Annotated in this window: 10 protein-coding genes; 5 read left to right on the forward strand and 5 right to left on the reverse strand. The window is 71.6% G+C overall.

Going from position 1 to position 12416, the window contains the following annotated elements:
- Nucleotides 1-2: 2 nt before the first annotated feature.
- Nucleotides 3-437: an RrF2 family transcriptional regulator gene (locus AC0B9F_RS01920; RefSeq protein ID WP_471998255.1), complete on the reverse strand. Its 435-nt coding sequence runs from the start codon at nt 435-437 to the stop codon at nt 3-5.
- Between the two features lie 209 nt (nt 438-646).
- Here AC0B9F_RS01920 and AC0B9F_RS01925 point away from each other — a divergent pair, with 209 nt between their 5' ends.
- The 4 genes from AC0B9F_RS01925 (at nt 647) to AC0B9F_RS01940 (ending at nt 6413) form a co-directional block, all read left to right on the forward strand.
- Complete coding sequence (locus tag AC0B9F_RS01925; RefSeq protein WP_471998256.1) at nt 647-1387, forward strand: DUF3105 domain-containing protein; 741 nt, start codon at nt 647-649, stop codon at nt 1385-1387.
- Nucleotides 1384-2013, forward strand: coding sequence for a DUF305 domain-containing protein (locus tag AC0B9F_RS01930; RefSeq protein WP_471998257.1), 630 nt, complete (start codon nt 1384-1386; stop codon nt 2011-2013). The genes AC0B9F_RS01925 and AC0B9F_RS01930 overlap by 4 nt, the downstream gene beginning before the upstream one ends.
- 112 nt (nt 2014-2125) lie before the next feature.
- Nucleotides 2126-4066: a S53 family peptidase gene (locus tag AC0B9F_RS01935; protein ID WP_471998258.1), complete on the forward strand. Its 1941-nt coding sequence runs from the start codon at nt 2126-2128 to the stop codon at nt 4064-4066.
- 592 nt (nt 4067-4658) lie between these two features.
- Complete coding sequence (locus AC0B9F_RS01940) at nt 4659-6413, forward strand: NAD+ synthase (protein ID WP_471998259.1); 1755 nt, start codon at nt 4659-4661, stop codon at nt 6411-6413.
- Between the two features lie 40 nt (nt 6414-6453).
- Here AC0B9F_RS01940 and AC0B9F_RS01945 read toward each other — a convergent pair whose 3' ends face one another.
- The 4 genes from AC0B9F_RS01945 to AC0B9F_RS01960 all read right to left on the reverse strand — a co-directional run bounded on the left by AC0B9F_RS01945 (nt 6454) and on the right by AC0B9F_RS01960 (nt 11289).
- Nucleotides 6454-7662 (reverse strand): MFS transporter, encoded by a 1209-nt coding sequence (locus AC0B9F_RS01945; protein WP_471998260.1) that lies wholly within the window; start codon nt 7660-7662, stop codon nt 6454-6456.
- 125 nt (nt 7663-7787) lie between these two features.
- Entirely contained in the window at nt 7788-8840 is a 1053-nt protein-coding gene (locus AC0B9F_RS01950) for an endonuclease/exonuclease/phosphatase family protein (RefSeq protein ID WP_471998261.1), read from the reverse strand.
- Nucleotides 8841-9018: 178 nt separating this feature from the next.
- On the reverse strand, nt 9019-9639 hold the full coding sequence (locus tag AC0B9F_RS01955) for a TetR/AcrR family transcriptional regulator (RefSeq protein ID WP_471998262.1): 621 nt from the start codon (nt 9637-9639) through the stop codon (nt 9019-9021).
- A 60-nt stretch (nt 9640-9699) separates the two neighbouring features.
- Nucleotides 9700-11289: an MFS transporter gene (locus tag AC0B9F_RS01960; RefSeq protein WP_471998263.1), complete on the reverse strand. Its 1590-nt coding sequence runs from the start codon at nt 11287-11289 to the stop codon at nt 9700-9702.
- A 195-nt stretch (nt 11290-11484) separates the two neighbouring features.
- Between AC0B9F_RS01960 and panB the strand changes: the two genes are divergently transcribed.
- On the forward strand, nt 11485-12360 hold the full coding sequence (gene panB / locus AC0B9F_RS01965) for a 3-methyl-2-oxobutanoate hydroxymethyltransferase (protein ID WP_471998264.1): 876 nt from the start codon (nt 11485-11487) through the stop codon (nt 12358-12360).
- Nucleotides 12361-12416 lie beyond the last annotated feature (56 nt).

The raw sequence follows: 12416 nt of genomic DNA on the forward strand, positions 1-12416 counted from the left end.
CCTCAGGGAGACTTGGCGATTCCCAGCAGCAGCGGTCCCGTCGGGTCGGTGACGATGTCCGCCACCGTGACCGGGTCCAGCGTGGCGTAGAACGCCTCCTGGGCCCGGCGCAGGGCGCCGCGCAGGCGGCAGCCGGAGTTCAGGGGGCAGGGTGTGAGCCCCTCGCAGTCGACGACGTCGCCGTCGCCCTCGAAGGTGCGCACCACCGCGCCGACGGAGGCCGTCCGGCCCTTCTCGGTGAGCGAGAGCCCGCCGCCGCGGCCCCGGCGGGCGTCCACCAGGCCCAGGTGCTGCAGCTCGGCGACGACCTTCGCGGCGTGCGTGTACGGCACGTCCATGTCCGCGGCCACCTGGCGGGTCGGCGGCGTGGACGTCCCCGCGACGGCGAGCCGCATCAGGACGCGCAGCGCGAGGTCGGTGGAGCGCAGGAGACGCATACCGCCAGCCTAGGTAATACGCATTGCGGACTCCAAATATCCAAATAATCGGCACCTGCGGGCGCGGGGTCGGTACAGGTGTGCGTGTGGGTCACCGGATGGCGCGGTTCTCGTGCGGCGGCCGGTGTCCGTCTACTGCGCGCCCCTCCTCCCCCACTACGATCAGCGGGCCCCACCGCCCCCGTCCCTTTCACCGAAGGACACACCCCATGGGTTCCGCGCACACCGACCACGACACCAGCGCCACCCGCAAGGCCCACGTCGCCGCCCTGCGCCAGGCCGAGCAGGGCCGCCTGCGGCGCCGCCGGGGTCTCGCCGTCGCCGCGAGCGCGGTCGTCGTGGCGGCGCTCGCCGCCGGTGCCGTGTTCGTGGTGCAGGCGCGGTCCGACGACGGCGGTGGCGGCAAGGCCGACGCGGCCGCCGGTGCCGGTGCCGCCTCCAGCCCCGGTGCCGACGGCAAGAACGGCGGCGTCGAGGCCAAGAGTGCGGCGGGCGGGCAGTTCGTCACCGGACCGGACGGCGTGCGGACCTGGAAGGGCGCGCTGAGCCGCAACCACGTCACCACGCCGGTGACCTATCCGATGCACCCGCCGGTCGGCGGCGACCACAACCCCGTGTGGGCCGACTGCAACGGCACCGTCTACACCGAGCCGGTCAAGGACGAGATGGCCGTGCACTCCCTCGAGCACGGCGCCGTCTGGGTGACGTACACCGGCAAGGCGGCGAAGTCGGACGTGGCCGCGCTCGCCGCGCGGGTCAAGGCGACGCCGTACACGCTGATGAGCCCGTACGCGCACCAGTCGGCGCCGATCGTGCTGTCGGCGTGGGGGCACCAGGTGAGCGTGCGCGGTGCCGACGACCCGGCCGTCAACAAGTTCCTCTCCACCTATGTGCAGGGCGCCCAGACGCCGGAGCCCGGCGCCCCGTGCACCAGCGGGACGATGAAGTGAGGCACATCGGGCTGATCGCCGGGGCCGCCGCGGCCGCGCTCGTCGCCGCCGGTGCGATCACGTACGCGGTCGCCGAGGAGGAGGGGTCCGCCCCGCGCTCGCCGGGGACCGAGTCCGCGGACGCCGGGTTCGCCCGGGACATGGCCGTCCATCATCAGCAGGCCGTGGAGATGTCGTTCATCGTGCGCGACCGCACGAACGACGAGGATGTACGACGCCTCGCCTACGACCTCGCGCAGACGCAGGCCAACCAGCGCGGCATGCTGCTCGGCTGGCTCGACCTGTGGGGGCTGCCGAAGGTCACGTCCGAGCCGCCGATGACCTGGATGGACATGGGAGGCATGGCCTCGGGCAAGACCGCGGACGGCGCGCTGATGCCGGGGATGGCGACCAACGCCGAGTTGAAGAAGCTTCAGGGGCTGAGCGGGAAGTCCGCCGAGGTCCTCTACCTCCAGCTGATGACGGACCATCACAAGGGCGGCATCCACATGGCCGAGGGATGCGTCCGGCGGTGCACGGTGGAGGCCGAGAAGCGGCTGGCCCGGGGCATGGTCGAGGGCCAGGAGTCCGAACTGCGGGTGATGGCCGACATGTTGAGGCAGCGGGGGTCCGCGCCTCGCGCGTAGCAAACTTTATTGGGTTCCTTTTGGCCTTCTTATTCCCCTGACATGAACAGTTCATCGACAGAGTGAGCACCGTCGAGTGATCCACTCGCCGACGAACCGCACAGGGGGTTCCATGAGATCCAACCGCGCCGCGCTGCGCGCCTCCGTGAGCCTGGCAGCCACCCTGCCCATGCTCGCGGGCGCCCTCGCGCTCGGCATACCCGCGGCCAGCGCCGCGGACAACCCGCACCGGGACGCGCTGGCAGGGACCAAGCCGGCGTGGGCCACGGCCAAGGCGGACAAGGGCGCGACGGCCGACTCCGCACAGGTGTCCGCGCGCGTCTACCTCGCCGGCCGGGACGCGGCCGGGCTGGCCGCCTACGCCCGGGCCGTCTCCGACCCGTCCTCCCCGCAGCACGGCAAGTACCTGTCCGAGCGCCAGACCCAGGCGCGCTTCGGCGCGACGGCGGCGCAGGTGTCCGCGGTCACGTCCTGGCTGACGTCCGCCGGGCTGAAGGTCACCTCCGTCACCGCGCACTACGTCGCCGTGAGCGGCGACGTCGCGGCCGCGGAGAAGGCGTTCGGTACGCAGCTGCACAACTTCGCCAAGGGCGGCGCCACTTACCGCGCTCCCGCCGCCACGGTCTCCGTGCCCGCCGATGTGCGGGACGCCGTCCTGACCGTCACCGGTCTCGACAACGCGCCGCACAAGGCGAGCCACAAGGACCAGCTGCCGCCGCCGGACGCCGTGTTCCGCAACGCCGGGCCGTTCTCGTCGTACTACGGCTCGAACATCGCCTCCACGCTGCCGGACGCCTACGGACAGAAGATCCCGTACGCGGTGCACGGATACACCGGCAAGCAGCTGCGTTCCGCGTACGGCGCGGGCAAGTACACCGGCAAGGGGGTGCGCGTCGCCATCACCGACGCCTACGCCTCGCCGACGCTCGCCTACGACGTGGCGACCTACGCCGGCAAGCACGGGGACGCCCGCTGGAGCACCGGGCAGCTGCGGCAGGCGCTGCCGAACAACTACACCCACACCAAGGAGTGCGGGGCCGCCGGCTGGTACGGCGAGGAAACCCTCGACGTCGAGGCCGTGCACGCGGTGGCGCCCGCCGCGCAGATCACGTACGTCGGAGCGGCGTCCTGCAACGACGACGACCTGCTGGACTCGCTCAGCAAGATCGTGGACGGGCACCTCGCCGACATCGTCTCCAACTCGTGGGGCGACATCGAGGCCAACCAGACGCCCGACCTCGCGGCCGCGTACGACCAGGTGTTCCAGTTCGGCGCCGTCGAGGGCATCGGGTTCTACTTCTCCTCCGGCGACAACGGGGACGAGGTCGCCAACACCGGCACCAAGCAGGTGGACACGCCGGCGAACTCGGCGTGGGTGACCGCGGTGGGCGGTACCTCGCTGGCCGTCGGCAAGGGTGACAAGTACCAGTTCGAGACCGGCTGGGGCACCGAGAAGGCCGTGCTGTCGGCCGACGGCAAGAGCTGGGTGGGCTTCCCCGGGGCGTACACCTCCGGTGCGGGTGGCGGCACCAGCAAGACCGTGGCTCAGCCGTACTACCAGAAGGGCGTCGTGCCGGACGCCCTCGCCCAGGCCAACGGCGCCGCCGGGAACCGGGTCGTGCCGGACATCTCCGCGATCGCCGACCCGAACACCGGGTTCCTGGTCGGGCAGACCCAGACCTTCCCGGACGGGTCGCAGCGCTACGACGAGTACCGCATCGGTGGTACGTCCCTGGCGGCGCCCGTGATCGCCGGTGTGCAGGCGCTGGCGCAGGAGGCTCGGGGCGGGCAGGCGCTCGGGTTCGCGAACCCGGAGATCTACGCCCGGTACGGGTCGAAGGCGTACCACGACGTGACGGACAACCCGACGGGGAGTGGACTGGCCGTGGCCCGCGTGGACTTCGTCAACGGAGTGGACGCGAGCGGGGGGCTGAGCACGTCGGTGCGCAGCCTGGGCAAGGACAGCTCGCTCTCGGCCGTCAAGGGGTACGACGACGTGACCGGGGTCGGGTCGCCGGGTGACGGGTACGTGGCGTCTTACCGGCGCCACTGAGTCGCGACATCGCGCGCCCGCCCTCCGTTTTTTGGGGGGCGGGCGCGGTTGTTTGTGTGCGGGGTTCGTTGGGGCTGGTCGCGGGTGCCTGCGGCGCGGGGTCGTGTGTCGGCTGCGGCTTTCGTTGTGGCTGGTCGCGGGTGCCTGCGGCGCGGAGTCTTGTTTCGGCTACGGCTTTCGTTGCGGCTGGGCGCGCAGTTCCCCGCGCCCCTTTGTGCCTGCGGCGGCCCGTTGCTGTCCGGTGGCCGGTTGCGGTAGCGCCTACGGCCGGTTTCTGAGTCGGGGCCGGGGTGGGGGGTGTCCGTCCTCGGTCCGGCCGCCCGCTTCCGACGCGCTTACTGTTGCCCGGTGCCGGCCGCTGCGGGCGGACACCCCCCACCCCGCCCCCTCCCCGCCGTCGGCGACTGCAGGCCGTCGCCGCTGCCGCCCGCGGGTGCGCGCGCAGCCGCGGGCGCCGTCCTGTGTAGCCCCGGCGGGCCGCTTGTCCGCTCAAGCCGCGGGCATGCGTGCCGCGGAGTTCAACTCCGGGCTCGTGGGCCGTGTGCCGCACGTCCGGGGGGCATTGTGTCGGGGTGACGATTAGACTGGTCGTGTGCCTCAACTTCGTCTCGCTCTGAATCAGATCGACTCGCGCGTCGGCGACCTCGCCGGGAACGCCGAGACGATCGTCCGCTGGGCCCGGCACTCCGCCGAGCAGGGGGCGCATCTCGCGGTGTTTCCGGAGATGGCGCTGACCGGCTATCCCGTCGAGGACCTGGCCCTCAGGTCCTCGTTCGTGGAGGCGTCCCGCGCCGCGCTGCGCACGCTCGCCGCGCGGCTCGTCGAGGAGGGGCTCGGAGAGCTTCCCGTGCTCGTCGGCTACCTCGACCGCTGCGAGACCGCCCAGCCGAAGTACGGCCAGCCGGCCGGCGCGCCGCAGAACGCCGCCGCGGTGCTCCACCGCGGGGACGTGGTGCTGAGTTTCGCCAAGCACCACCTGCCGAACTACGGCGTCTTCGACGAGTTCCGCTACTTCGTGCCCGGCGACTCCATGCCCGTGCTGCGGCTGCACGGCGTCGACATCGCCCTGGCCATCTGTGAGGACCTGTGGCAGGACGGGGGGCGCGTGCCGGCGGCGCGGTCCGCCGGGGCGGGGCTGCTGGTCTCCGTCAACGCCTCGCCGTACGAGCGCAACAAGGACGACACCCGGCTGGAGCTGGTCCGCAAGCGGGCGCAGGAGGCCGGGTGCACCACCGCCTATCTCGCCATGATCGGCGGCCAGGACGAGCTGGTGTTCGACGGTGACTCGATCGTCGTGGACCGTGACGGGGAGGTCGTCGCGCGGGCGCCGCAGTTCTCCGAAGGGTGCGTGGTGCTCGATCTGGAGCTGCCCGCCGCCGCTCCCGAGGCGCCCGACGGGGTCGTGGACGACGGGTTGCGTATCGACCGGGTGGTGCTGTCCGAGGAGCCGGTGGCCCCTTATGTGCCGGAGCACCGCGGCGCCTACGCCGAGCGGCTCGACGACGAGGAAGAGGTGTACTCCGCCCTCGTCGTGGGGCTGCGGGCGTATGTGCAGAAGAACGGCTTCCGGTCCGTGCTCATCGGGTTGTCCGGGGGGATCGACTCGGCGCTCGTCGCGGCCATCGCGTGCGACGCCGTGGGGGCCGAGAACGTCTATGGCGTGGCCATGCCGTCGAAGTACTCGTCCGAGCACTCCCGGGGGGACGCGGCGGAGCTGGCCCGGCGTACCGGGCTGAACTTCCGTACCGTGTCCATCGCGCCGATGTTCGACGCCTATATGGCGGCGGCCGAGCTGACCGGGCTCGCGGAGGAGAACCTGCAGTCCCGGCTGCGGGGGACGCTGCTCATGGCCCTGTCCAACCAGGAGGGCCACATCGTCCTCGCGCCGGGCAACAAGTCCGAGCTGGCGGTCGGGTATTCGACGTTGTACGGCGATTCCGTGGGGGCGTACGGGCCCATCAAGGACGTCTACAAGACGTGGATCTGGCGGCTGGCCGAGTGGCGCAACCGGGCCGCCGTTCAGCGGGGGCAGACGCCGCCCATCCCGGAGAACTCCATCACCAAGCCGCCGAGCGCCGAGCTGCGGCCGGGGCAGGTCGACACCGACTCGCTGCCGGACTACCCGGTGCTCGACGCCGTACTGGAGCTGTACGTCGACCGGGATCTCGGGGCGGACGCCATCGTCGCCGCCGGGTACGACCGCGAGCTGGTGACGCGGACGCTGCGGATGGTCGACACCGCCGAGTACAAGCGGCGGCAGTATCCGCCGGGGACGAAGATCTCGCCCAAGGGGTTCGGGAAGGACCGGCGGCTGCCCATCACCAACGGGTGGCGGGAGTCCGCCTGAGACGGGTCAGGGGGCGCGCTCCGGGGCGCCCCCTTCGTCGTCAGTGGTGCAGGGTGGGTGCCTCGTGCGGGACGTGCGTGGCGACCACGCGGCCGGTGTGCGGGGACCTGCGGTCGACCGCGTAGGCGACCGCCGCCACGCCGAGGCCGAGTACCGCCAGCAGGGCGCCGGCCAGCGCCGGGGACGTCGCACCGAAGCCGGCGGCGAGGGCCAGGCCGCCGATCCAGGCGCCGCCCGCGTTGGCCAGGTTGAACGCGGCCTGGTTGGCGGAGGAGGCCAGGGACGGGGCCGCCGACGCCTTCTCCATCACCATCAGCTGCAGCGGGGAGCCCGTGATGAACGCCGCCGTGCCCAGCAGGGCCACCGCGAGCGCGGCCGTGGCCTGCGTGTGCATCAGCAGCGGGAACAGCAGCAGGACCGCGGCCAGGGACGCCAGGCCGCCGAAGAGGGTGCCGCGCAGCGAGTGGTCCGCCAGGCGGCCGCCCAGCAGGTTGCCGATCGTCGCGCCCACGCCGAACAGGGCCAGCAGCAGGGTCACGCTCGCGTCGGCGTAACCGGCGGCGTCGGTGAGCATCGGCGTGATGTAGCTGTACGCCGCGAACAGCGCGCCGAAGCCGGCGACCGTCGTGCCGAGGGCCAGCCAGACCGGCACCGAACGCAGGGCGGCCAGTTCGCCGCGCAGGCCGCTCTGCGTGGCGTGGGTGTGGTCGTGCGGGATCAGGGCGGCCAGCGACGCGATCGCGGCCAGGCCGATCACGCTGACGCCGAGGAACGCGGCCCGCCAGCCGAGGTGCTGGCCGATCAGGGTGGCCACCGGGACGCCGGCGATGTTGGCGACCGTCAGGCCCAGGAACATCAGGGAGACCGAGCGGGCCTTGCGTTCCGGCGCCACCATGCCGGTCGCGACCACGGCTCCCACGCCGAAGAAGGCGCCGTGCGGCAGGCCGCTGAGGAAGCGGGCCGCGAGCAGGGTGGCGTTCGTGGGGGCGAGCGCGGACAGGGCGTTGCCCACGACGAACAGGACCATCAGGGCGATCAGCACCGTGCGGCGGGACATGCGGGCGGTGAGCGCCGCGAGCAGCGGCGCGCCGATGACGACGCCCAGGGCGTACGCCGAGACCAGGTGGCCGGCGGCGGGGATCGAGATGTGGAGGTCGCCCGCGACGTCGGGCAGCAGCCCCATCATCACGAACTCGGTCGTACCGATGCCGAAGGCGCCCACGGCGAGGGCGAGCAGGGCCAGGGGCATGAAGTACCTTTCGAGGCTTTGGGGACGTTCGGAAACTCTCTATGTTTCCGTTCGGAACAAAGTCTCTCAGGTGGAGTATTCCGCCAGGTGGCGCCCAGGTTACGGCTCCGCTGCGACCTGCGGTTTTACGAGCCCGCTGTGGTCACCTTCACACGCGCCGCGACCGGAAGGTGGTCGCTGGACGTGGCCGGCAGGGTCCAGGAGCTCTCCGGCTCGACGCCCTTGACCATGATCTGGTCGATCCGGGCCATCGGGAACGACGCCGGCCAGCTGAAGCCGAAGCCGTCCCCGGCCGCGCCCTGCGTGGAGCGCATCTGGGAGGTCACCGCGTTCAGGGCGCGGTCGTTCATGGTGCCGTTGAGGTCGCCGAGCAGGATCACCCGGGGCAGTGACTCGCCGGCGATGGCCTCGCCGAGGGCGTCGGCGCTCTTGTCGCGCTGGCGGGCCGTGAAGCCTGCGGCCGCCTTCACCCGCACCGACGGCAGATGGGCGACGTAGACCGCGACCGGGCCCTCGGGGGTGGCGACCGTGGCGCGCATCGCCCGCTTCCAGCCCAGCCGGATGTCCACCGCCTCGACGTGGGACATCGGGTACTTGCTCCACAGGCCCACCGTGCCCACGACCGCGTGGTGCGGATAGGTGGCCGCCAGCGCCTGTTCGTACGTGGGGACCGCGGACGCCTTGATCTCCTCCAGGGCGACCATGTCCGCGCCGGACGCGGCGACCTCGCGGGCGGTGCCCGAGGGGTCGGGGTTGTCGGCGTTGACGTTGTGCGTGGCCACCATCAGGTCGCCGCCGCTGCCGCTCTTGTCGCTGAGCAGCCCGCCGAACAGGTTCAGCCACACGATCGCGGGCAGCACCACCGCGATCAGGGCGGTGACCGAGCGGCGGACCAGGGCGCCCACGACCAGCAGCGGGATCAGCACGCCCAGCCAGGGCAGAAACGTCTCGGTCAGACTGCCCAGATTGCCGAAGGTGTTGGGGATGCGGGAGTGGATCAGCATCACGAGGGCCAGGGCCACCGCGACCGCCGCGAGGAGCAGGCCGCGCCGCCAGATGCCTCTGTCCCCGCGCCAGGACCGCAGCCAGCGGGCCACCACGCGCCGGAGCCGGACTCCCGGGCGCTGGTCTCCCGCGCCACCGTCGGCCGTCTCCGTCACGTATGCCTGCTGCGCCATACCGTCGCCTCACTACCTGCCGTGCACACCGTCGTCCCCCGCGCCCTTACGACCCTAGGGGATGATCGGCTCTGACCCTGCCGTCTCGCGACGGCCGTACGGGCACGAGGACGAACGGGGTGGCGCGTGGAGTTCCGGTTGCGCCCCCGGGCACGGCGGTTGTGACGAAACCTGCACATTACGGCTGGGAACTGACGGGGCGTAGTCCTTCCATGACCGTGTCGACGATTTCCTCGGCCAGCCCCTCGGGCAGGTCGGCCTCGGGGCGCAGCAGGGTGCGGATGAGGATGGGGCCGACGAACATGTCGTTGGCCAGTTGCAGGTCCACGTCGGCGCGGATCTCACCGGCCTCGCGGCCGCGGCGCAGCACCTCCAGGCCGAGGTCGCGCCGGGGCACGACGACATTGGCGTGGTAGGCCGCCCAGATCTTCGGGCTGGACTTCATCTGCACGTGCGCGTTGTGCAGGAGCGCCGAGGAGCGGGTGGCCAGGGCGCGCTGGCGCAGCGACTCCAGCAGGGCGATCAGGTCGTCCCGTGTGGACGTGCCTGGCAGCTCCGGGTCCGGTGGTTCGACGGCCCGGATGACGTCGACGAACAACTCCTCCTTGCCGCTCCAGCGGCGATAGATGGTGGCCTTGCCGACGCCCGCGGTGCGCGCGATGCGCTCGATGGACAGCTCGGCCAGCGGCACGCCCTCCTCCAGGAGTTTCATGGCCCCTTCGAGGATGGAGCGCTCCACGGCCTCGCTGCGGGGCCGGCCCCGGACCGGTGCCTCGCTGCGGCTGTCGGCAAGACTCACGTCGTCCCGTCCCTTCGTCCGTTCCTGGCCTGCGGGAATTGTCCCTGAGCCGGGTACGTCCTATTCCGCGGCCGCGACCAATTCCGGCTCTTCCTTGCCGCGCTGACCCTCCGTCGGGCGGCCCGGCAGGAACAGCGCCACGACGACCGCGCCGACGACGGCGACTGCGGCGCCGCACAGGGCGGTGGTGTGCATGGCGTGCAGGAAGGCGTCGTTGGCCGGGCCGACGAGGCCCTTGCCGCGCGGGCCGAGCCTGGCGGCGACACCGAGGGTGGCCTCGATGGACTCGCCCGCGACGTCGCGCAGGCCGGCGGGCAGCGCGCCGAGCTTGTCCTCGATGCCGTTGCGGTAGGCGGCGGAGAGCACCGAGCCGAGGACGGCGATGCCGAGGGCGCCGCCGACCTGGCGGAAGGTGTTGCTCAGCGCGGACGCGGAGCCGGCCTTCTCGCGCGGCAGGGCCTGCATGATGACGACGCTGACCGGGGTCATGATGTGCGCCATGCCGGTGCCCATCAGGAAGAAGATCACTTCCAGCAGCCAGATCGGGGTGTCGGCCTGGAGCGTCGCGAACGCCGCCAGCATCGCGGCGATCACCAGCATGCCGGCCGTGGTGGTGGCCCGGTTGCCGAAGCGGTCGACGACCAGCCGGGCCCGCGGCGCGAAGATCATCTGGGCTGCGGCCAGCGGCAGCATCAGCAGGCCGGTCTGCAGCGGGCTGTAGCCGCGCACGCTCTGGGTGTAGAAGACCGAGAAGAACGTCACGCCCATCAGCGCGAAGAAGACCAGGGCTATCGCGCCGATGGCGGCGGAGAAGACCTTGTTCTTGAAGTAGGTGACGTCGATGGACGGGTGGTCGCTGCGCTTTTCGAACACGACGAACGCGGCGAGGACGAGCACACCGGCCGCGATGGTCGCGAGGACCGTGGGGTCGGTGAAGTCGGCGAGCTGGCCACCCTTGATGATGCCGTAGACCAGCAGGACCAGGCCGACGACGGACAGGACGACGCCGACGGGGTCGACACGGCCGGGGTTCGGGTCGCGGGAGTCGGGCACCAGCCACAGCATCAGTGCCAGGGCGAGGAGCACGATGGGCACGTTGACCAGGAAGACCGAGCCCCACCAGAAGTGGTCGAGCAGGACGCCGCCGGTGATCGGGCCGATGGCGATGGCGAGGCCGACGCCGCCCGCCCAGATGCCGATGGCCTTGGGCTGCTCGTCGCGCTCGAAGACGTTCATCAGCACGGCGAGGGTGGCGGGCATGACGAAGGCGGCGCCGAGGCCCATCACCGCGCGGAACGCGATGAGCTGCGCCGGGGAGCCGGACTCGGCGGCCAGGGCGGAGCCGATGCCGAACACCGCGAGCCCGCCGAGCAGCACCTTCTTGCGGCCGAGGCGGTCGCCGAGCAGGCCGGCGGTGAACAGCAGGCCGGCGAAGACGAGGGTGTAGGCGTTGATCGCCCACTCCAGCTCGCTCTGCGTGGCGCCGAGGCCGGTCGGGGCCGGGGTGGAGATCGTCTTGATCGCGACGTTCAGGATCGAGTTGTCCAGGACGACGATCAGCAGGCTGAGCATCAGGACCCCGAGGATCGCCCAGCGACGCCGGTGCACGGCTTCGGGTATCCGGGGGGCGGAGACGGCGGGAGTGGTCATGGGAGCGAGCCTAGTCATTTTCGATACGAGACCGTGTCGTATCGAAAGTCTTTTTACCCCCTTCTTACGTCGCGAGTCCTTGCCCGGGCGGGCTCCATGGCGGGCCCCCCTAGCCGTGTCTGGCACGAGGTGCCACCATGGAGGCGGTCCGGGGACGCCGTCAGGGCGCCTCGAGATGACGTAAGGAGCCGTGCCATGACGCAGCTTCCGGCTGCCTCGAACACGCAGAGCGGTCCCTCCGACGGCAGCAAGGCGCTGTACGGGGGCAAGACCAACCGCCGCATCACCGTCCGGGACATCGCCGCCGCCAAGGAGCGGGGCGAGAAGTGGCCCATGCTGACCGCCTACGACGCGATGACCGCGTCCGTCTTCGACGAGGCCGGGATCCCGGTGCTGCTCGTCGGCGACTCGGCGGGCAACTGCCACCTGGGGTACGACACGACCGTACCCGTCACACTCGACCAGATGACCATGCTGTCCGCGGCCGTCGTCCGCGGCACCCGGCGTGCGCTGATCGTCGGGGACCTGCCGTTCGGCTCCTACCAGGAGGGGCCGGTGCAGGCGCTGCGCTCGGCGACCCGGCTGGTGAAGGAGGCCGGGGTCGGTGCCGTGAAGCTGGAGGGCGGCGAACGCTCCCACGAGCAGATCCGCCTGCTGGTGGAATCCGGCATCCCGGTGATGGCCCACATCGGGCTGACCCCGCAGTCGGTGAACGCCATGGGCTATCGCGTCCAGGGGCGCGGTGAGGAGGCGGCGCAGCAGCTGCTGCGGGACGCGAAGGCCGTGCAGGACGCGGGCGCCTTCGCCGTCGTCCTGGAGCTGGTGCCGGCCGAGCTGGCCGCCGAGGTGACCCGGGTGCTGCACATCCCGACGGTCGGCATCGGCGCGGGCGCGGAGACGGACGCGCAGGTGCTGGTGTGGACCGACATGCTCGGGCTGACCGGCGGGCGGGTCCCGAAGTTCGTCAAGCAGTACGCCGACCTGCGGTCCGTGATGGGCGACGCGGCGAAGGCGTTCGCCGATGACGTCGTCGGCGGCACGTTCCCGCTGGAGGAGCACTCCGTCCACTGACGGACACCGTCCGGCTGAGAACGGCGTCCACCGAAGCCAACACCGAACGGCCCCGC

This window comes from Streptomyces sp. NPDC097129, from assembly GCF_055668065.1.